Genomic DNA, 21,333 nt, shown 5'->3' with positions numbered 1-21,333 from the left:
TCAAATTATGAAATACTTAATCTCTTTTATAGTTGTTTTGGCTCTTTTTACTAATTGCAAATCTCGTGAGGAAGACCAATCTCCTGACGACATAAACACTACAAAAGAGATTAAGTCTCCGAAAGAAACCGTACAAGCTTATTTGGCTGCAACTAATCATTTTGATTTTAAAGCTGCAAAAGAATTTCTGATACCAAACAAACCTAATTTAATGCTTTTGGAAACCATCAAAAAAATGGAAAAAAGCTTACCCGACGACCGAAAATCAGCATTTTTGGACAAAGAAAAAGAGGCTTCTTATTTTGAAAAAGAAGTTACAGATTCGACTGCTCAAATAATTGTCACGCCAAATAAAGAGGCAACTTCTCAAATAAAATTTAAATTATTAAAAGTAAAAAGTAATTGGTTGATAGAATCTGTCGTTTCTCATTAATCAAAATTCTCTAATTATGATTGATTATGTAAAAGACTTTAGAATCGGTATTTTTATCGCCATTATAGGCATTGTTACGATTCTTTTAGGCGCTTTGACCGATAAGATCCTTCGTTATTTCTTATATCGTAAACTCAGCGACAAAGATTACGATGCAACTGGATTTCGTTTTTTAAAACATCTCGTCATCACTGTAATTTACATTCTTGGATTTGCTTTTGCTTTAATTCAAATTCCTGAATTTAAAATTATTGGGCACTCTTTTTTAGCGGGCGCTGGGGTTATTTCTCTTGTTGCTGGTTTGGCTTCTCAACAAGCTTTAAGTAATATTGTGAGCGGTATTTTCTTAGTTATTTTTAAACCTTTTAAAATCAATGATAAGATAACGATTAACAATTTTGTAGGTACTGTTGAAGATATTAATCTTCGTCAGGTAGTTTTGAAAGATGCAGAAAACAATCGAATCATCATTCCAAATTCGGTTATCAGCAATCAGATTATTGTAAATACAAATATGCATGATATTAAAAGTTGCAAAATAATCGAAATCGGAATTGGCTATGATTCTGATATCGAAAAAGCATTAGAAATCATGCAAGAAGAAATTGCCAAACATCCATTATTTATTGATACTAGAACTGCCGAAGCCAAAAAACAAAAAACACCTTTGGTTGTAGCAAGAGTTGTTGCGCTGGCCGATTCGAGTGTCAATCTAAAAGCATGGGCTTGGGCAAAAAATTCTACTGACGGTTTTGTAATGTATTGTGATTTATTACAAAGCATCAAAAAGAGATTTGATGAAAGTAATATTGATATTCCTTATCCACAACGTGTTATCACTTTAAAAAACAACGATTTAAAATAAATTTCATTCACTAAGGCAAAATTGCTGTAACAACTTAATTTTTAACTCAATCGCTTTTTTGAGATAACTTTAAGAATCTATTTTTTGGTTTTAAAAATGCATAGCGGTAAATTTATAATCCTTAATAAAAACCGTTTCTGAATGAAAACCTTAAGACTTCTTATACTTTTATTGCCCGTTTTCTGTTTTGCACAAGAACAGAAAATCAAACAATTAGACATTAATCTAACGAACTACGAATATCCTTTTCCTGTTCAGTTTTTAGAACTGAATAACCAACGTCAAGCTCTTAAAATAGCTTATATGGATATTAAACCAACCAATTACAACAATAAAAATATTGTTTTACTGCATGGAAAAAACTTCAACGGCGCTTATTGGGAAACTACAATTAAAGCTTTAACGAAAGAAGGTTTCCGCGTAATTGTTCCAGATCAAATTGGTTTCGGAAAATCGACAAAACCAGACAATTTTCAATATACATTTCAGCAATTAGCAGAAAACACAAAAAAACTTTTAGATCATTTAGGAATTCTAAAAACAACCATCTTAGGACATTCAATGGGCGGAATGCTGGCAACACGCTTTGCATTGATGTATCCTGAAACTACAGAAAAACTGGTTTTAGAAAATCCGATTGGTTTAGAAGATTGGAAATTGATTGTTCCTTACAAACCTGTAGATTGGTGGTATGAATCTGAATTGAAACAAAATTACGAAGGCATCAAAAAATACCAAATGGCCAATTATTATGACGGAAAATGGAATACCGATTACCAGAAATGGGCAGAACTTGGCGCCGGCTGGACAACCGCACCAGATTATAACAAGGTAGCATGGAATTCTGCTCTTTTGTACGATATGATTTTTACACAACCCGTTTTATATGAATTTAAAAACATAAAAAGTCCAACACTTTTAATCATTGGAACGAGAGATAAAACCGCTTTAGGAAAACCTTTAGTTGCTGCCGAAATTCAAAAAACAATGGGAAACTATGCTGAATTGGGCAAAAAAACACAAAAAGCAATTCCGAATGCAAAACTGGTCGAAATTCCAAATACGGGACATTTGCCACATATTGAATCTTTTGATTCATTTATAAAATCATTAATCGTATTTTTGAAATAATTTTTTTTTTCCGCCACGAATTCACGAATTTTTTCTTCAAAAAAAAATCTTTAAAAATAATTCGTGAATTCGTGGCGGAAAACCTTAACTAACTTAAAATCTAAGAAACATGTTTACAATAGAACAAATAAAAGAAGCACATTCAAAAGTAAAATCGGGAGCAGATTTTCCAAATTACATTCAAGATTTAATCATCTTAGGAGTAAAAGGTTATGACACTTATGTAAAAGATGGAAGTGTTGTTTATTATGGATTAAATAATTATACCGCTGAAGCGGAAGAAAAATATCCTGAAATCAAAGTAGCTGACTTTCCAAACAAAGAGCTTTTTATAGAAAATTTGGTAAAACATCAGCATGGAGAGACCGATTATATGACTTTCTGCAATCACTGTGCACAAGCGGGAATTGCAAAATGGCGTGTTGATATTGTCGAAATGACCTGCACTTATTTTGACAAATCTGAAAACGAGATTTTGATTGAAAAAATTCCTAGCTAATTTATCACGACCGTTTCATGTCTGTCCATTTAAATCCGAAAACTGTTTTTAAAAGAAGTACTATATTTTTTGCATTGCTGATTTCTCTATTTGGTTTTTCTCAAACCAAAAAAGAACATTCAAAATTTAAAGTAATCGCATTTTATACCGCAAAAAACGATCAGGCGCATATTAGTTTTGTGCATGAAGCGAATAAATACTTTCCGAAATTGGCTTCTGAAAATCATTTCCAATACGATTCAACCAGTAATTGGGAAAATTTGAACGCAAAATTTCTATCAAAATATCAGGTTGTCTTATTTTTAGACACACGTCCGGAAAAGAAAGAACAACGTGAGGCTTTTCAAAAGTACATGGAAAACGGTGGTGGTTTTATTGGATTTCATTTCTCAGCTTTCGCTTTAAAAGATTCAAGTTATCCAGAAGATTGGAATTGGTATCATAACACTTTTTTAGGTTCTGGTGAATATGGAAGCAATACGTGGAGACCTACATCTGCTGTTTTAAGGGTAGAAAATCAGCATCCTGTAACTAAAAATCTGCCAAAGACGTTTAGTTCAGCGCCAAACGAATGGTACAGATGGTCAAATGATTTGACCAAAAATCCAGATATTGAAATTTTATTGGCAATAGATGAATCTAGTTTTCCTTTAGGAACTGGTCCAAAAGCTCATGAAATTTGGCATAGCGGTTATTATCCTGTGGTTTGGACAAACAAAAAATACAAAATGCTGTACGTAAATATGGGACATAATGATATTGATTACGAAGGCGGAACAAACAAAACCTTATCGTACACTTTTGAAAATAAAACAGAAAGTCAATTAATTTTGAATGCCCTTCTTTGGATGGGAAATTCAAAGAAAAAATAAAAGAATGGCTGCAACTATCTCACCACTAATTTCTGCTGAAGAATTGATATCTGCTTCAGAAATCATTTTAATTGATGCAAGAGCTGGATCAAATGCTTTTGAAGTATACCAAAACGAACATTTAAAAGGTGCGCGTTTTGTAGATTTAAATCGTGATTTGGCTTCCATTCCAGAAAATCCTGCTCATGGTGGAAGACATCCATTGCCTTCTCCCGATGAATTTGCAAAAACACTTTCCTCTTTAGGAATTTTACCTTTAGATCATGTTGTGGTTTATGATGATAAAAATGGTTCAAACTTCGCTGCCAGATTCTGGTGGATGATGCGTGCCGTGGGACATGAAAAAATTCAGGTTTTAAATGGTGGCTATCAAGCTGCTCTCCAAGCAGGTTTTCAAACAAATTCTGGAACTGAAACTTTTGAAAAAACAACATACCCTTCTAAAGAATGGAAATTAGCCTTAGCGGATATAGAAGAAGTTGAAAAAGCTCGTAAGAATGATCAAAATATTGTAATCGATGTTCGAGACAAAAATAGATTTGAAGGCTTAACAGAACCGTTGGATTTAATTGCAGGACATATTCCGGGAGCTGTGAACGTTCCTTTAACTGAAAATTTGAACGAAAACGGATTATTTAAATCTTCCGATGAATTGGCTGAAAAATACACAGCGATTCTTGGGAACAAAAAACTAGAAAATACAATCGTTCATTGCGGTTCGGGTGTTACAGCTTGCCACACACTATTAGCAATGGATTACGCTGGAATTCCAATTCCAAAACTATATGTCGGCTCTTGGAGCGAATGGTCGAGAAACGACCGCGAAATGGCTTTAAAAGAGAATAAATAATATTAAAAAAACACAATGCAGCATTGGGATATACTTTTATCTAATCAGGTAAACAAAAAAGCTTTTATAGACAATATATTGAACGGAGAAGCAAAAGGAGATTTAGCCGTTTTTAATAACCAAAAAGGAATTCTTTTCTCCGATATTTCAATTGAAAAATTTATTGAAAAAGAGTTTCAATACGACAGCGTTGAAGCTTCAACAACATCTAACAGACAATTGAGAACTTTTTCTTCTGGAGAACGCAAAAAAGAGTTTTTACGCTATTGCATTGATCAAAAACCAGATTTTATCATTTTTGATAATCCGTTTGATCATTTAGATCAAGCTTCGAGAGTTGTTTTGGCACAATCTTTAGAAAAACTAACCGATTCTATTGCGATTATTCAATTATTGAATCGTAATGTCGATGTATTGGATTTTGTTCCAAATAAAGCATTAATAAAAGACAATTCATTCGAATTACATCCTTTTGTAAAAAACGACAATCATTTTAAAACTTTAAATACTGCTGCAATTCCTAAAGCTGCAGAACCACATAATTTTCACGAAAGTGTCTTAATAAAATTAGACGATGTTTCAGTAAGTTACGAAGAACAAAAAATTCTGAACAACATTTCGTGGACTATAAAACAAGGCGAATTCTGGCAATTAATAGGTCCGAATGGTTCTGGAAAAAGTACCATTTTATCTTTAATTACAGGAGATAATCCGAAAGGTTTTGGACAGAATTTATTTTTGTTTGGAAGAAAAAAAGGAACTGGCGAAAGTGTTTGGGAAATCAAAAAACAAATCGGAATTTTCACGACATCGATGACCGATTTATTCCAAAAAAGTCACACATTGGAACAAATGATTTTATCAGGATTCTTTGACTCAATCGGATTGTACACAGAACCAACAACACATCAAAAAAATATAGTTACACAATGGCTTGAAGTAATCGAAATGACGCACTTAAGAAAAAAACGTTTCATCGATCTTTCTATCGGGCAACAACGAGTAGCATTAATTGTTCGTGCGGTTTTAAAACATCCGCCATTATTAATTCTTGACGAACCGGTTGAAGGCTTAGACGATGAAAATGTAGATTTAGTGATTCAATTAATCAACACCATCAAACAAGAAACAAACGTAAGTATTATTTACGTTTCACATAGAATAGAACAAGGCCTCGCTCCTACTTCTGTTTTCGAACTTTTACCGTCAGAAACGGGTTCAGTTGGAAAAATAAAATACCACTCAGAATTGAATTAAGATAATTAAAAAATGTGTCAATTAGATAATTAGATAATTATCAATTATAACCTAAAACATATTTGTAGAGGCGCACTGCAGTGCGTCTCCCCAACGAATATCCACAATACATAGACACACTACAGTGCGTCTCTACGGAATATTGGAACGAATAAAAATATCGTAAAAACAAAAAAGCTCCCAAAAGGAGCTTTTTTTTATTTTAACCAATATTCAAGTAATTTTCTAATTGGCACATTTTCTAATCATCTAATTACATTTCATCTTCAACATTATGCGACTTCACATAATTTTGCCATTTCTCGATGCAATCTTTAAAATCTTGAGGCAGTTCTGTATCAAATCGCATCATTTCTCCTGTATTCGGATGAACAAAACCAAGTGTTTTAGCATGTAAAGCCTGACGTGGCAAAGCTTTAAAACAATTTTCTATAAACTGTTTGTATTTTGTAAAAGTAGTTCCTTTCAAAATCAAATGTCCGCCGTAACGTTCATCATTAAATAACGGATGCCCAATATGTTTCATGTGCGCACGAATCTGGTGTGTTCTTCCAGTTTCCAGTTTACAAGAAATAAGAGTTACATAACCAAAACGCTCCAAAACTTTATAATGCGTAATGGCAGGTTTACCAATTTCTGGATCATCAAAAACCGCCATTTGCATGCGATCTTTCAAATGTCTTGCTAAGTTTCCTTCAATTGTACCGCTATCTGCCACAACATTTCCCCAAACAAGAGCAATATACTCACGTTCGGTTGTTTTAGCTTCAAATTGTTTTGCTAAATGCGTCATTGCTGCTTCTGTCTTGGCCACAACCAAAAGTCCAGAAGTATCTTTGTCAATTCGATGCACCAAACCTGGTCGTTCGCTGCTGTTCATTGGCAAATTATCAAAATGATGCGCCAAAGCATTTACCAAAGTCCCAGTATAATTACCGTGACCTGGATGCACAACCATTCCTGGCTCTTTATTGATTAACAAGAGAGCGTCATCTTCATAAACAATATTCAACGGAATATCTTCTGGTAGAATATGATTTTCAAAAGGAGGATGCGACAACATAACCGTTATCACATCAAGAGGTTTCACTTTATAATTTGATTTTACTGGAATATCATTCACAAAAATATTTCCATTCGTTGCCGCATTCTGAATTTTATTTCGTGTGGCATTCGGAATCAAATACATTAAATATTTGTCAATACGCAAAAACGCTTGACCTTTTGGGACTTCAAATCTGTAATGTTCGAATAATTCGTCTTCCAGATCTAAGTTTTCTTCAATATTATTGTTCATCATTTGGGGTTTCTGCAGGCGCCGTAGCTGTACTATCCGACTGACTTTCATCAACATAACTTGCTTTTCCGTCACCTAAAACCAAATCAATTTTAGAGGCTTTAAGCACACGATCTCCTACTTTTAAGTTTCTACCTTTCAAACGCATTTCCAAAACCATATCTTTTCCAAGATTTGGAATGTAGGTAATGGTTCCAAGCTCAAGACCTAATGCCTTCAAAGTTGGCACAGCCTCGCGGTATGTTTTTTCAATCAAATCAGGAATTTTCACAGAAGAAAAACCTGAAGCATTAATCTTTATATAAATTTTTCTTCCCACTTTCACTTTCGTTCCAGGAAGCGGATCTTGCTCAACAACACTATATTTAGGAAATTCACTTCTGTAATCAACACTGTCTAGTAGAACGTAATCCAAATCCAGTTCATCAAGCTTTTGCTCTACTTGTTCTTCGGTCAATTTAGACAAATTTGGCACTGCAATTTCGTGTCCGTGATCTGTTGTAAAAGTCAACCAATGCATAAATAAGTAACCAATAATCGCGATAATAGCTGCGGCCGCAAGCAATTGCAAGAAAAAAACTCGACTTGTTAAATACTGACGTAAACTCATAAATTTATTTTTAATAGCGACAAAGATAAAGTATTTCGTTTCAAAAAAAATGATAATTTTGTTTAAAACAAAGATCTTTGGAATTGGTTTCATAAGAACGTTATTTATTAAAAAATCATATACTCAATAAAAGTTTCAAAAACAGATTAACATTTCATAGTAAAACCTGAAACTTGACCCCGAGGCTAAAAGCCGAACAGACGAAGTAAACAAATTAAAACCTGAAACAAAAACATGAAAAACATTGCCATCATCATGGGCGGCTATTCTAGCGAATACAAGATCTCTTTAATCAGCGGAAATGTCGTTTATCAATATCTTGACAAAACAAAATACAACGGATTCCGTATTCACATTTTTAAAGAAAAATGGGTTTATGTAGACCAAAACGATGCCGAATTCCCAATAGATAAAAATGATTTTTCAGTTACAGTAAACGGCGAAAAAATTACTTTTGACTGTGTTTTCAATGCTATTCACGGAACTCCGGGTGAAGACGGTTTAATGCAGGCGTATTTCGAATTAATCGGTCTGCCACAATCTTCTTGCGATTACTATCAATCGGCTCTAACCTTCAATAAAAGAGATTTATTGTCTGTTCTAAAACCATACGGAATCAAAACGGCTGTTTCTTATTATTTGAATAAAGGAGACGAAATCAATACAGCAGAAATCGTGAAAAAAGTGGGACTTCCTTGTTTCGTCAAACCAAACAAAGCAGGTTCAAGTTTCGGAATTTCGAAAGTAAAAACAGAAGCTGAACTTCCAATTGCTATTGAAGTGGCTTATAAAGAAGACAACGAAATCATCATTGAAAGTTTCCTTGACGGAACTGAGGTTTCTGTTGGAGTAATCAATTACCAAGGTGAAATTAAAGTGTTGCCGATTACAGAAATTGTATCAGACAATGATTTCTTTGATTATGAAGCAAAATACAAAGGGAAATCTCAAGAAATAACACCAGCGAGAATCTCTGACGAAATGACTAAAAAAGTCGGAGAAACTGCAAAACGTGCTTACGAAGTTTTAAAAATGAAAGGTTTCTCAAGAAGCGAATTCATCATTGTAAACGACGAACCACATATGTTGGAAATGAACACGATTCCTGGCTTAACAACAGAAAGCTTGATTCCGCAACAAGCAAAAGCGGCCGGAATTTCTCTGCAAGATTTATTTACAAATGCGATTGAGTTAGCTTTGAAATAAGTTACTAAAATACAAAGGTGCTAAGATTCTAAGATTTTAGCACCTTTACTTTTATTTTTAGAATTGCTTGTTTATCAAAATTTACAGAAAAACGTAGTTTGAGACATGGAAATTTAAATACATCTTAGACATCAAAACTTAGTACCTTAGATAGATAATTTTTAGCAATTAAAAAATGAAACAAATTTTCGAGTGGGAAAGACTTCTTTTTAACAATCTACCAGAGAGCTTTATTTTTGAAGTAATATTTCGTTCAACCGTAATGTTTATCATTCTTTTACTGACCTTAAAACTGGCAGGAAAAAGAGGTGTAAAACAATTATCTATTTTCGAAACCGTAATTATTATTGCATTAGGTTCTGCTGCCGGCGACCCAATGTTTTATGAAGATGTCGGAATTATTCCTGCAGCGATAGTTTTTTCTACGATTATTATTTTATACCGTTCTGTAACCTGGCTGACAGGAAAAAGCAAGAAGTTTGAAGAGTTTATAGAAGGTAAAACCGAATGTTTGATCAATGATGGGAAATTTTCTGTTTCTACTTTCAGAAAAGAAAGTTTGGCGCAAGATGAGTTTTTCGCAGAATTGCGTATCAAATCTATTGAACATTTAGGGCAAGTCAAACATGCTTTTATTGAAACCAGTGGTGAGATAAGTGTTTTTTACTACGAAGACAAAGAGGTTGGATACGGATTACCAATTCTGCCTTCCTTATTTTATGCAAAAAGTAAATTCATCCCTACTGATGGCATTTACTCTTGCAGTTTCTGTGGAAATACAGAAGAACAAAAAGCAGGAACAGCAAATTGTAAAGTCTGTAAAAAAGACGAATGGGTTGAATCTATTAATACAAAAAGGATAACGTAGGAGAATTCCAAAATTTAAAATCCAAACACAACATCAATTACAATATCAAAATTCAATTTTAATAAGAAGCTTAAAACTTAGCATCTCAGAACCTTAGCAACTTAGAACCTCAAAAAAATGCTATTATTAATTGGAACCAAAGATTCAAACGTTAAAAACGGATTTATTTCAAATGAAAAATGTCCGAATTGCAAGATTGACAATACTTTAAATTTCAGCATTTTTAGACGTTATGTTTCTATTACGTCAATTCCGCTTTTTCCTGTGGGAAAGATTGTGGACATTCAATGTACAAGTTGCAAAAATTGGTTTTATTACGAAGATTTATCTTTAGAAGGACAAGAAAAACTTAAGAATGAAAAATTGGATAGTTCACTTTGGATGTTTTCAGGAACGTTTATTCTTTTTTTACTCCTCATTTACGGTATAAACCAATATTTCCAAGACGAAAACGAAACAGATGTTTTAATTCAAAAACCCATCGTTGGCGACGTCTATAATGTAAAGTTCTCAAACGGTTATTATTCGACCTTCAAAATTGACAAAATAACAAATGACAGTATTTATGCTACTCATAACGATTTTGATGCATACCTACCTTATGAAGTTGATGATTTGGACAAAACTGAGAATTACACCGACAGAAAAGTTTCTTATTCAAAAAAGGAATTAATACGACTTTATCAAAATGATGAAATTATAAAAATCAGACGCAACGCTTATTCAGTAGAAACACAAAAATCAGAATATAAAATTCCCGTGACAAAGTAAAACCTTTGTACCTTAGCATCTCAGAACCTTATCAACTTAGAACCTCAAAAAATGAGAAAAGCCATATTCCCAGGATCATTTGACCCGATTACACTTGGACACGAAGACATTATTAAAAGAGGACTTCCTTTATTTGACGAAATCGTAATTGCAATTGGTGTAAACGCCGAAAAAAAATACATGTTTTCATTAGAAGAAAGAAAGCGTTTTATTGAAGAAACTTTCAAAAATGAACCCAAAGTTTCGGTTATTACTTATGAAGGCCTAACCATTGATTTGGCAAAAAAACTGAAAGCCAATTTCATAGTAAGAGGATTGCGTAATCCAGCTGATTTCGAATTTGAAAAAGCGATTGCACACACCAACAGAAAACTTTCTAAAATTGAAACGGTATTTTTACTAACTGCTGCGAGTACCTCATTTATCAGCTCGAGTATTGTACGCGATGTATTGCGTCATGGTGGCGAATATGAAATGTTGGTTCCAAATGCGGTCAGAGCTAAAAAATAATAATACTGCATAAATCATACATTTGCAAGCGAAGCAAAATATAAGTAATTTCGCATTTTTAAAACAAACAATAATAATGAGCATCGAAAGAGAATTAAGCAAACGTAGCGGGTCTAAATGTGAACTTTGCGGAAATGAAGAAAATTTAAAAGTTTATCAAGTCCTTCCAAATAGAAAAGGTGGTCTTGATGAAGCTATATTAGCCTGTAATACCTGTATTGACCAAATTGAAAATCCAAACAACGTAGATTTAAATCACTGGAGATGCCTTAATGACAGTATGTGGAATGAAAACGTTGCTGTACAAGTTGTAGCCTGGAGAATGTTAAGTCGAATGCGTGCTGCAGGATGGCCACAGGAATTACTGGATATGATGTATCTAGATGATGAAACTCTTGATTGGGCAAAAGCAACTGGAGAAGGCGAAGATGACGAAAATAAATTAGTTCACCGCGATAGTAACGGTGTAGTCCTACAACATGGAGATTCTGTTGTTTTAATCAAAGATCTTAAAGTAAAAGGATCAAGTATGGTTGCCAAGCAAGGAACTGCGGTTAGAAACATCCGTCTAGACCACGAAAACGCTGAATATATCGAAGGAAAAGTAGATGGCCAGCAGATTGTGATTATTACGCAATATGTGAAAAAAATTTAATTTTTGAGGTTCAAAGGGACAAAGTAACAAAGGGACAAAGTTTTACATACTAAATTAACTTTTATCGCTTTGCCCCCTCAACACCATAAATAAAAACAAAAAAGCTGTTCTTATCGAACAGCTTTTTTTATGTTATAGAGACAAAGGTTAAAACTTTGTTACTTTGTCTCTTTGTTACTTTGTCCCTTTGAACCTCAAAAAGAATTATTTCTGGAACAATTTACTGATTTGATCTTTTACTAAAGGCTCAGAAACATTGTTTGTAGCAGCATCTCTTTCTTTGCTTGAAACCATAAATTGAACTGTAGCTTTATCTGGAACAACATTTCCTGTGTAGTGCAACCAAATATAGTTGTTAGGTAATTCTAATTTAATATCGTACAACGGAGTAGCTGTAAAACCTCCCATAATGATATTGTAAAGGTTATTGTAATCATTATTAAGATTCTTGAATGAAAATTTTCTTAAGTTAGAAGAATCATCATCATCAGTTAGGATTGTAGTGTAATACACTGTATACTCATCTCCAATTTTCTGAATGTAGTTGTTGTTTACTTTTCCTAATTTCTCAACTGGAACAGTTTCAAGAACTTTAATCTGCGCAAACGAAACAAAGCTGAAAAACAATGCAGCAAGGGTAATAATCTTTTTCATAGTGAATTTGGGGTTTACAATTTTACTGTAGCAAAAAAACATAGAAATATTGAAAAAACACCTATCAATTCATTATTTTTTTAACATAAAATTGTAAAACTTAGTTACATACTTTTAAAAGACTGATAAACAAAGGCTAAATTAAAATTCAAGTCTCAAAAACTATTTCTTTTAATCTAATATTTCCCTCGTTTTTCTTCTTCTACTTTCTTGATCACATTACGTGCAACTTCAATTTTAAATTTCTTTCCTTTCATTTTTTCGTCTCTCACATTTTTCAGCAAATCTTTTACTTTATTGTATTTTACAGCTGCAAACGAGACAAAATCTTTCACTTCAATTAACCCCAAATCGTCTTTTTCTAGTTTTCCTTTTTGAGAAAAGAAACCTACAATGTCAAATTTGTTCAGTTTCGTCTTTTTTCCTCCACTAATGTAAATAGTTTGAAATTGAGGTGGTTTTGGCAACGAAACATTACCTACTACATTCAAAACTTCCATTTCATAATCAATATAATCGAGTTCTTTTTCACTTTCGTGAATGATGATGTATGCAGTACCTGTTGCCTTCATACGAGCTGTACGCCCATTTCTATGCGTAAATTCGTCTTCTTTTAGCGGCAAATGATAATGAATAACATGCTTCATTTCTGGAATATCCAAACCTCTGGCAGCCAAATCAGTTGTAACCAAATAGGTAACACTTCCATTTCTAAACTGAATTAAAGCACGCTCCCGCTCTTCCTGATCCATTCCGCCATGATAATACACCGAATAAATTCCTTTTTCATTTAAGGTATCACTAATACGTTCTGCCGCATCTCTATGATTACAAAAAATAATTGCTGATTCTGATTTTAAAGAACAAATCAAATTAAACAAAGTCTGTAATTTATCTTTGGATGGAGAAACTACCATTTTCATGGAAAGATTCGTTCTTTCTTCTTCTTCTGGAATAAAGTCCAAAACAGTCGGATTTACAACTCGTGTATATTTCGGAATTTCAATATCTGAAGTCGCAGAAACCAAAACTCGCTTGTTAACTTTTGCTAATCTTCCAATAATGAAAGACATTTGCTCATGAAAACCCAATTGCAACGATTTGTCAAACTCGTCTAAAATTAAAGTCTGAATTTTATCGGTTCTAAAAGTCTCTCTATCAATATGATCTGCAATTCTTCCGGGAGTTCCAATTAAAACTGCTGGCGGATTGCTTAAATTCTTGATTTCAGTATCAATTGAATGGCCACCATAGCAAATATTAACTTTATATTGTGTTCCCATTTTTTTCCAAACCTGTTCGATTTGCAAACCAAGTTCTCGCGAAGGAACCAAAATCAAACATTGTACTGATAAAATTTCAGGCTGTAATAATTCTAAAATCGGAAGTAAAAACGCTAATGTTTTTCCGGATCCCGTTGGAGAAAGCAATAAAACATTGTTTTCGTTCAAAATAGCATCTTGTGCCATTTCTTGCATTTCGTTCAGGCTTTCAATTCCTAGATTCGAAAGTATATTGTTGGAATAGTGATTTTTCATGCTGCAAAAGTAGGGAAAATTGTTTTGTTTGTTTCAGGTTTCAAGTTTCAGGTTTGAATGCTGCTGATTTTACCGCAAAGCACGCAAAGTTTTTTTTTGTTTTTGATTGAATTGAAAAAACGCAAAGAACGCAAAGCTTTGTCTATAAAACTTTGCGAACTTTGCGTAACCTTAGCGTCTTTGCGGCTAAAAATATAAACAAAGCACATCAAGCTGAAGTTTGAATTCTGCTGATTTTACCGCAAAGCACGCTAAGTTTTTTTGTTTTTGATTGAGTTGAACAAACGCAAAGAACGCAAAGCTTTGCAAAAAAAACTTTGCGTACTTTGCGTAAACCTTAGCGTCTTTGCGGTAAAAAAAATATAGACAAAGCACATCAACTTGAAACTTGAAACCTGAAACAAAAAAACTATATTTGATTCCTGTTAAAACCAAAACCATGAAACTTTTTACCATTTTCATTTCACTTTTCACACTTTCCCTTTTCGCTCAAAACAACAAAAAATACGATACTTTTTTTGAGAAAGGAAACGGAAATCAATCAGCATCATATCAAGAAACCATTGCATATTTTAAAATGCTTGCTGCGGATTTTCCAACCATTCAAATGAAAGAAATGGGATGGACAGATTCTGGTGAACCTTTACACATGATTACTTTTAATGCTGACGCAGCATTTGATTTTGATAAAATCCAGAAAACCAAAGCAGTTTTGTTTGTAAATAACGGAATCCACGCTGGAGAACCTGACGGAATCGACGCAACCATGCAATTCTACAGAGATTTGGCAACTGGAAAAATGAAAGCGCCTAAAAATACCGTTTTGGTTACCATTCCAGTTTATAATATTGGTGGAGCCTTAAACCGAAATTCGACAACTCGCGCCAATCAGGATGGACCTGAAATTTATGGTTTTAGAGGAAATGCCAGAAACTATGATTTGAATCGTGATTTAATGAAATCGGATACTCGAAATACAAAAAGTTTTGTGGAGATTTTCCATAAAATAAACGCAGATGTTTTTATCGACAATCACGTAAGTAACGGTTCTGATTATCAATACAAATTAACGTACATCATGACCCAGCACAACAAACTCGGAACGGTTTTGGGCGATTTTATGAATAACGAAATGATGCCGGCTTTGGTAAAAGATCTTCAGAAAAAGAAAATCGAAACTACGCCTTATGTCGATTCGTTTAAAGATACACCAGACAAAGGTTTCGGGCAGTTTGTTGACAGTCCACGATATACAACGGGTTATACCTCTTTGTTTAATACGATTGGTTTTGTGGTAGAAACACACATGCTGAAAAAATACGCTGAACGTGTAAAAATGACCTACGAATACATGAAAACGACTATGGATTTTACCGATGCCAATTATCAGAAAATCAAAGAACTCCGCGTCAAGAATCTAGAGCAATTTCAGCCAAAAAAGAAATATACCTTGCAATGGGAAATGGACAGTACTAAAACTACCAAATTTACCTTTTTAGGTTATGAAGCAGGTTACAAAAAAAGCGAAGCTACAACTGGAGATCGCTTGTATTATGATCGAAGCAAACCTTATAAAAAAGACGTTCCTTATATTAAAGAATTCAAATCGCAAAAAGAAGTTGTTATTCCGTCTGCTTATATCATTCCCCGTGGTTATTGGAATATTATTGAACTGCTGAAAAACAATAACATATCCTTTAGACAATTCAAAAATGATACTGTTGTTGAGGTTGAAAGTTATAGAATTGCAGATTTTAAAACGGTTCCATCTGCTTACGAAGGACATTATTTACACCGAAATACAACCATAACTTCTAAAATGGTTAAAATGAATTTTGCTAAAGGAGATTATTACGTTCCAACAAATCAAAAAGGAGTAAAATATCTGCTGGAAGCTTTTGAACCAGAAGGTGTTGATTCGTTTTTTAACTGGAATTTCTTCGATGCTATTTTACAGCAAAAAGAACATTACTCAGAATATATTTTTGAAGATACTGCAGCGCAGCTTTTAAAAGATAATCCAACTTTAAAAGCAGAATTGGAAACTAAAAAACAAAACGACCGCGAATTTGCAAAAAGCGCCGAAGCGCAATTAAACTGGATTTACAAACATTCTGTTTATTATGAAAAGGCACATATGCAGTATCCCGTTTATCGACTACTGTAACAAATAGCTCTCAATTGTTTTCAAATGACTTTTAATAATTGTTATTTTACAAATTTTAGAAAACGCACCTAAATCATCAACCAAAAATAATTACAAACTATGGCAGTGGGATTTACACCAAAACACATTGAAGAATTTTCTTTAAACGAGTTAACAAAAGAGGAATTTCTTGTTCTTGCAGTCGAAACAGGACTTAAAAAAAATTACAACCTAAACTATATAAGCGAAAATGGCCTTATTGCCTATACCAATAATGGAATGTTTTCTTGGAATGCTGAAATCAAAATTAAAATAGAAAATGATATCGCAAGTATTCAAAGTGCTTCAACCGGTAGCGAAATGGTTGATTGGAATAAAAATAAAAAAAACGTCTTGAATTTTATTTCCAGTCTTGAAGAACTGAAATTAACGTTTACCAAAGAAGAATTAGCAACAAAATATGAGGAACTAAAAGACAAAATTGTTACTGATGAAGAAGATGTACTAAAACTTCCACCGTCGACAACAACAGAAAAAATTGAAAGTTTCTTCTCTATATTTAAGCCAATAGAAGGTTATTTCATAACACCAATCCTATTGAATCTTAATATATTAATTTTCATCTTGATGGCAATAAAAGGTGTGAATATTTTTGAACCAAGTAACGAAAGTTTACTCAACTGGGGAGCCAATTTTAGACCACTAACTTTAGATGGACAATGGTGGAGACTTTTAACAAACTGCTTTCTACATATCGGAATTTTTCATCTTCTGATGAATATGTATGCGTTACTTTATATTGGAGTTTTATTGGAACCGCATTTAGGTAAAACTAGATTTATTTCAGCTTATTTACTAACTGGTATTACCGCAAGCATTACAAGTCTATGGTGGCATGATTTGACTATAAGCGCCGGTGCATCTGGAGCTATTTTCGGAATGTATGGTGTATTTCTGGCAATGCTAACTACCAATTTAATCGAAAAAACAGAGCGAAAAGCATTACTCACTAGTATTTCAATTTTTGTTGGTTATAATTTAATCTACGGACTCAAAGGAGGAATTGATAATGCTGCACATATTGGAGGTCTGGTGGGAGGACTTGTGATTGGATATATTTTTATCCCGAGTCTTAAAAAACCAACAGAAACAAAATTGAAATTTGGATCAATTGCAATAATATCTGCTCTAGTACTTTTTTCGTCTTTTGCTATTTATAAAAAAATACCAAATGATATCGCGACTTACGACGCAAAAATACAGCAATTTATTACATCGGAAAAAATAGCTTTAGAAATTTATAATATATCAAAAAGCACTCCTAAAGAAAAAATTCTCCAAGAAATTAAAGATAAAGGAATTTATAATTGGCAAAAAAATATCAAACTAGTCGAAAGCTTTAAAGAATTGGAATTACCAGAAGAAATTCAGAACAGAAATGAGATTTTAAAAGAATACTGCCAATTGCGAATTAAAAGCTACGATTTGATGTATAAATCAGTTTCTGAAAACTCTAATCAATATGATCAACAAATTGCTGAATGCAATAAACTTGTAGAAGCAAAAATTAGTGAACTTACGCAAGGACAAAGTGTAGAATAATCTCACTAAAAGAAAAAATTCAAAAACTAAACTTAAAACCTAGTACTTTCTGCGTGAGGGATAGAGCTAAGCTACCGAAGTAGCAGCGAAAGCCCGACAGCAATAAAAAAAAGACCCAATGAACGCAAAGTTGATTGGGTCTTTTTTTTTTTATTGGTGGCACGTCCAAATAAAAACTAAAATTTCAAATTCCAATGTGAAATGTTGAATAATTATTGGAATTTTTCTATTGATTTTTTTTCCGTAGGATTTTTTTCTTCTTCGAATAACAATTTAATGTTTTCGTAAGAATTTTTAAGCGCCTCCTTGATTTGCTCTGAGTTTAACCAGGCTACTTTTTCAATTCCTTCTTCTAATTGCCCGTGTGGAGTTCCTTCAAAATCAGATTGCATTTCGAACCAATGCGTGATTTTGAGTTTGTATTTTCCGTTACGTTTAAAGATATGATAGGTTTTTTGAAGTTTATTCGTAATACGAAGCTGATTTACGCCTGTTTCTTCTTCGACTTCACGCATTGCCGTGGCTTCAATCTCCTCGCCTTTCTCGATTCCGCCCTTAGGCAAGTCCCATTTTCCGTTTCTAAAGATAAACAAAACCTCCCCTTTCTTGTTGTACACAAAACCTCCACCCGCTTTATTTACGGGAATTTTGGCCTTTAGTGTTTTCATCATTTCACTTTCGTCAGGATGATATAAAATAGCTTTTTGAATTTTATTTTGAAAAATTTTTATGATAAGCTGTTCGATATCAATACTCTCCAACAAGAACAATTGGAAATCTGTTTCCTTCGAGATTTCATTTGTCAAAAAAAGTGGTTTGTCGTTTACAAAAACTTTATACATTTGTACTATGATTTTTAATAAAGATACTGCCGAAAAAACAGCCGAATTGCTTTTGCAAATAAATGCAATTAAATTGAATCCCGAAAATCCTTTTACATGGGCTTCTGGTTGGAAATCTCCTATTTATTGTGATAATAGGTTAATTCTTTCATTTCCGAGCATCAGAAACTATGTTCGTGATGAATTTGCTAAAAACATCGAAAAACAATTTGGAAAGCCTGATGTGATTGCTGGTGTTGCTACTGGCGCCATCGGAGTTGGAATTTTGGTTGCCGAGAGTTTAGGTCTTCCATTCGTATACGTGCGTCCGGAACCAAAAAAACACGGTAGACAAAACCAAGTGGAAGGTTTTTTACAAAAAGGACAAAATGTTGTGGTTGTCGAAGATTTAATTAGTACCGGAAAAAGCAGTCTATTGGCTGTTGAAGCATTAAGAAGCGAAGGTGCGAACATTAAAGGTATGGCAGCAATTTTCACATACGGTTTTGGTGTTGCCGAAGAAAATTTCAAAGAAGCTAATTTGGATTTATTCACTTTAAGCAACTACGAAAATCTTCTTGATTTGGCGGTTCAAAAACAATATATCACAGAAGACCAACAATCTACCCTGTTAGAATGGAACGAAAGTCCATCAACTTGGGGACAAGAAGAGTAGATTTTTGATTGCAGATTTTAGATTTCTCTTCTTTATAAATAGATTTTTGGAATTTGAGATTAAAATGGGATTTTTTTTAAAGTTCCAGCTTTGCGGACTTTGCGCTTTTTATAAAGCCTTGCATATTTAAAAAACTTTGCGCACTTTGCGGTAAAATAAAAAACAAAATAATTATGAACTTAGAAAGTCCAAAAGTTACAGTTCAGAAATCAGCTCAAGATTTATTTGATCAACTGACTGACGTAAAGAATTTCGAAAAATTAATGCCAGACAATATCGCTAAATTTGAAGTGACTGGCGAAGACGCTTTTATTTTTGGATTGAAAGGGATGCCTGAAATCAAATTAAAAATGAAAGAAAAAACAGCTCCAAACAAAATTGTTTTGGGCGCTGCTAGCGATAAACTTCCGTTTACGCTAACTTCAAACATTGACACTATTTCTGATTCAGAAAGCGCTGTTCAATTGTTCTTTGAAGGAGAATTCAACGCTATGATGGCAATGATGGTTAAAGGCCCAATCAGTAAGTTTATTGAAACTTTAGCAAACAATATGCACAAACTTTAATAATGGTTAATTATTAATTTTGAATTATAAATTAAAAAGTCCAATCTAACGATTGGACTTTTTTTATTATGCTCTCGCAAAGTCGCGGAGTCGCAAAGTTTTTACCGCATTTTTGTCATTTCGAGGAACGAGACCCAAGCGATAGCGAACAGGCGAAGCAAATCACACGCGGGATTTCGCAAAAGACTGAAAATATTCTTTATCGAGTTACTAGTGTGATTTCTCGTTCCTCGAAATGACAAACTAAACGATTTATTCACAACGAAAGAAAACCTTTTAACCTTTGTTACTATGTCACTTTGTCCCTCTCAATAAAGCATCTTCACTTCTTTAATCTCAAATTCCACTACAGAATCATCTTCCAACAAAACCTGCAGTTTTCCAATGGAAGAAACGCCTTGAATGATCCCCATGAAATCTTTGTTATTATTGTCTCTAAAGGCAGTTGGAACGCCTTTTTTAAATAAAAAATTAAAGTAATCGTTCCAGAAATTTTGCGATTCGGTTTTCCAAGATTGGATTTTCTCTTTTAGTTTTTCGACGATTAAAATTGCCAATCCTTCTTTATCAAAAGATTTTCCTGCAATTACTGCCAATGAAGAAGCATTTGGTAATTCGTCAAAATCGGTTTGATTTACATTTATTCCAATTCCAACAACTGACACGATTCTGCCATCGCTTTTTAAGGTATTTTCGATTAATATGCCAACCAATTTCTTATTGTATGACAGAATGTCGTTTGGCCATTTAATAAAGATATCAGGAATATTTAACGATTTTAAAATCTCTGCAACCGATAAAGACACCAATACACTCAAATTAAAAAATTCTTCATTATTAAAGAGAAAATCTTTCACCAAAACGCTCATAGTTAAGTTTTTACCCGCTTGAGTCTTCCATACACCACCAACTTGTCCTTTCCCTTTTGTCTGATTTTCAGCCGTTACGATCGTGAAATTCTCCACTTCATCCTGACTTGCCAATGCTTTAAGGAAGTCATTTGTAGAATCTATGGCATCGAGTTTGATTAGTTTCATTAAATAATTTAAAATTCTTAATTTAATATTTTGTTAAGGTTCAAAAATAATCACAAAATTTGGTAACTTTACAAATTCACATATAAAATAATTCATGGCGAAAAAGACTATTAATAATGATGTTCTACTGGCGAACATAATCAAAGGGATTGAAGAAGTAAAAGGAAATGATATCGATATTCTTGACTTAAGAGAAATAGATACAGCTGTATGCGATTATTTCGTAATCTGCAACGGTAGTTCAAATACCCAAGTTAACGCCATCGTAAACTCAATTCAAAAAACTGTATCAAAAGACTTAAAAGATAAGCCTTGGCACGTAGAAGGAACCGATAATGCAGAATGGGTTTTAATGGATTATGTACACATCGTAGTGCACGTTTTCCAAAAACACATTCGCGAATATTACAACATCGAGAGCCTTTGGGGTGATGCCAAAATAACTACAATCGAGAACAAATACTAAAGA

The 21,333-nt window shown here is 33.4% G+C and carries 23 protein-coding genes; 17 read left to right on the top strand and 6 right to left on the bottom strand.

The window, feature by feature from the left end; genetic code table 11:
• The first annotated feature begins 7 nt into the window (after nucleotides 1-7).
• The 7 genes from K6T82_RS08405 (at nucleotide 8) to K6T82_RS08375 (ending at nucleotide 5,907) form a co-directional block, all read left to right on the top strand.
• Nucleotides 8-433 carry a hypothetical protein gene (locus tag K6T82_RS08405; protein ID WP_223705484.1) on the top strand — a complete coding sequence of 142 codons (426 nt, stop codon included), beginning with the start codon at nucleotides 8-10 and terminating at the stop codon, nucleotides 431-433.
• A gap of 16 nt (nucleotides 434-449) precedes the next feature.
• The gene (locus tag K6T82_RS08400) at nucleotides 450-1,298 is read left to right on the top strand and encodes a mechanosensitive ion channel family protein (protein ID WP_223705483.1); all 849 of its coding nucleotides are present in this window, start codon (nucleotides 450-452) and stop codon (nucleotides 1,296-1,298) included.
• 141 nt (nucleotides 1,299-1,439) lie between these two features.
• Entirely contained in the window at nucleotides 1,440-2,429 is a 990-nt protein-coding gene (locus K6T82_RS08395) for an alpha/beta fold hydrolase (RefSeq protein WP_223705482.1), read from the top strand.
• A gap of 109 nt (nucleotides 2,430-2,538) precedes the next feature.
• Nucleotides 2,539-2,928: a DUF1398 domain-containing protein gene (locus K6T82_RS08390; protein ID WP_144214307.1), complete on the top strand. Its 390-nt coding sequence runs from the start codon at nucleotides 2,539-2,541 to the stop codon at nucleotides 2,926-2,928.
• Nucleotides 2,929-2,945: 17 nt separating this feature from the next.
• Entirely contained in the window at nucleotides 2,946-3,800 is an 855-nt protein-coding gene (locus tag K6T82_RS08385; RefSeq protein ID WP_223705481.1) for a ThuA domain-containing protein, read from the top strand.
• 4 nt (nucleotides 3,801-3,804) lie between these two features.
• The gene (locus K6T82_RS08380) at nucleotides 3,805-4,650 is read left to right on the top strand and encodes a sulfurtransferase (protein WP_223705480.1); all 846 of its coding nucleotides are present in this window, start codon (nucleotides 3,805-3,807) and stop codon (nucleotides 4,648-4,650) included.
• A gap of 15 nt (nucleotides 4,651-4,665) precedes the next feature.
• Nucleotides 4,666-5,907, top strand: a complete 1,242-nt coding sequence (locus tag K6T82_RS08375; protein ID WP_223705479.1) for an ATP-binding cassette domain-containing protein — start codon at nucleotides 4,666-4,668, stop codon at nucleotides 5,905-5,907.
• A 253-nt stretch (nucleotides 5,908-6,160) separates the two neighbouring features.
• On the opposite strand, the gene K6T82_RS08370 is transcribed toward K6T82_RS08375, so the two are convergent.
• Together K6T82_RS08370 and K6T82_RS08365 are read right to left on the bottom strand one after the other, a co-directional pair.
• The gene (locus K6T82_RS08370; RefSeq protein WP_223705478.1) at nucleotides 6,161-7,204 is read right to left on the bottom strand and encodes an RluA family pseudouridine synthase; all 1,044 of its coding nucleotides are present in this window, start codon (nucleotides 7,202-7,204) and stop codon (nucleotides 6,161-6,163) included.
• A complete protein-coding gene (locus K6T82_RS08365) occupies nucleotides 7,194-7,814 on the bottom strand; it encodes a PASTA domain-containing protein (RefSeq protein ID WP_223705477.1) in 621 nt (206 codons plus the stop codon). Before K6T82_RS08365 ends, K6T82_RS08370 begins: the two co-directional genes overlap by 11 nt.
• Before the next feature lie 234 nt (nucleotides 7,815-8,048).
• Between K6T82_RS08365 and K6T82_RS08360 the strand changes: the two genes are divergently transcribed.
• The 5 genes from K6T82_RS08360 (at nucleotide 8,049) to K6T82_RS08340 (ending at nucleotide 11,824) form a co-directional block, all read left to right on the top strand.
• Complete coding sequence (locus K6T82_RS08360; RefSeq protein WP_223705476.1) at nucleotides 8,049-9,020, top strand: D-alanine--D-alanine ligase; 972 nt, start codon at nucleotides 8,049-8,051, stop codon at nucleotides 9,018-9,020.
• Between the two features lie 175 nt (nucleotides 9,021-9,195).
• The gene (locus tag K6T82_RS08355; protein WP_223705475.1) at nucleotides 9,196-9,888 is read left to right on the top strand and encodes a DUF421 domain-containing protein; all 693 of its coding nucleotides are present in this window, start codon (nucleotides 9,196-9,198) and stop codon (nucleotides 9,886-9,888) included.
• A gap of 117 nt (nucleotides 9,889-10,005) precedes the next feature.
• Entirely contained in the window at nucleotides 10,006-10,659 is a 654-nt protein-coding gene (locus K6T82_RS08350) for a hypothetical protein (RefSeq protein ID WP_223705474.1), read from the top strand.
• A 51-nt stretch (nucleotides 10,660-10,710) separates the two neighbouring features.
• On the top strand, nucleotides 10,711-11,169 hold the full coding sequence (gene coaD, locus K6T82_RS08345; RefSeq protein WP_223705473.1) for a pantetheine-phosphate adenylyltransferase: 459 nt from the start codon (nucleotides 10,711-10,713) through the stop codon (nucleotides 11,167-11,169).
• Between the two features lie 76 nt (nucleotides 11,170-11,245).
• A complete protein-coding gene (locus K6T82_RS08340; protein WP_223705472.1) occupies nucleotides 11,246-11,824 on the top strand; it encodes a PhnA domain-containing protein in 579 nt (192 codons plus the stop codon).
• A gap of 204 nt (nucleotides 11,825-12,028) precedes the next feature.
• On the opposite strand, the gene K6T82_RS08335 is transcribed toward K6T82_RS08340, so the two are convergent.
• Nucleotides 12,029-12,478 carry a hypothetical protein gene (locus K6T82_RS08335; RefSeq protein WP_184164785.1) on the bottom strand — a complete coding sequence of 150 codons (450 nt, stop codon included), beginning with the start codon at nucleotides 12,476-12,478 and terminating at the stop codon, nucleotides 12,029-12,031.
• A 176-nt stretch (nucleotides 12,479-12,654) separates the two neighbouring features.
• Nucleotides 12,655-14,016: a DEAD/DEAH box helicase gene (locus K6T82_RS08330; RefSeq protein WP_223705471.1), complete on the bottom strand. Its 1,362-nt coding sequence runs from the start codon at nucleotides 14,014-14,016 to the stop codon at nucleotides 12,655-12,657.
• 439 nt (nucleotides 14,017-14,455) lie between these two features.
• Here K6T82_RS08330 and K6T82_RS08325 point away from each other — a divergent pair, with 439 nt between their 5' ends.
• Together K6T82_RS08325 and K6T82_RS08320 are read left to right on the top strand one after the other, a co-directional pair.
• Nucleotides 14,456-16,183 carry a M14 family metallopeptidase gene (locus tag K6T82_RS08325; protein WP_223705470.1) on the top strand — a complete coding sequence of 576 codons (1,728 nt, stop codon included), beginning with the start codon at nucleotides 14,456-14,458 and terminating at the stop codon, nucleotides 16,181-16,183.
• Between the two features lie 99 nt (nucleotides 16,184-16,282).
• Entirely contained in the window at nucleotides 16,283-17,764 is a 1,482-nt protein-coding gene (locus K6T82_RS08320; RefSeq protein WP_223705469.1) for a rhomboid family intramembrane serine protease, read from the top strand.
• Between the two features lie 212 nt (nucleotides 17,765-17,976).
• On the opposite strand, the gene K6T82_RS08315 is transcribed toward K6T82_RS08320, so the two are convergent.
• A complete protein-coding gene (locus tag K6T82_RS08315; protein ID WP_223705468.1) occupies nucleotides 17,977-18,606 on the bottom strand; it encodes an NUDIX hydrolase in 630 nt (209 codons plus the stop codon).
• Nucleotides 18,607-18,613: 7 nt separating this feature from the next.
• Here K6T82_RS08315 and pyrE point away from each other — a divergent pair, with 7 nt between their 5' ends.
• Nucleotides 18,614-19,261, top strand: a complete 648-nt coding sequence (gene pyrE / locus K6T82_RS08310; protein ID WP_223705467.1) for an orotate phosphoribosyltransferase — start codon at nucleotides 18,614-18,616, stop codon at nucleotides 19,259-19,261.
• Nucleotides 19,262-19,434: 173 nt separating this feature from the next.
• Nucleotides 19,435-19,827: an SRPBCC family protein gene (locus K6T82_RS08305; RefSeq protein ID WP_144214340.1), complete on the top strand. Its 393-nt coding sequence runs from the start codon at nucleotides 19,435-19,437 to the stop codon at nucleotides 19,825-19,827.
• A 308-nt stretch (nucleotides 19,828-20,135) separates the two neighbouring features.
• Here the strand turns inward: K6T82_RS08305 and K6T82_RS08300 are convergent, their stop codons facing one another.
• The gene (locus K6T82_RS08300; RefSeq protein ID WP_223705466.1) at nucleotides 20,136-20,864 is read right to left on the bottom strand and encodes a biotin--[acetyl-CoA-carboxylase] ligase; all 729 of its coding nucleotides are present in this window, start codon (nucleotides 20,862-20,864) and stop codon (nucleotides 20,136-20,138) included.
• Between the two features lie 94 nt (nucleotides 20,865-20,958).
• On the opposite strand from K6T82_RS08300, the gene rsfS reads away from it, so the two are divergent.
• The gene (gene rsfS / locus K6T82_RS08295) at nucleotides 20,959-21,330 is read left to right on the top strand and encodes a ribosome silencing factor (RefSeq protein ID WP_007809313.1); all 372 of its coding nucleotides are present in this window, start codon (nucleotides 20,959-20,961) and stop codon (nucleotides 21,328-21,330) included.
• The last annotated feature ends 3 nt before the right edge of the window (nucleotides 21,331-21,333 follow it).

This window comes from Flavobacterium potami (genome assembly GCF_020026915.1).
GTDB lineage: Bacteria > Bacteroidota > Bacteroidia > Flavobacteriales > Flavobacteriaceae > Flavobacterium > Flavobacterium potami.
This window is presented reverse-complemented; position numbering and strand designations above follow the sequence as displayed.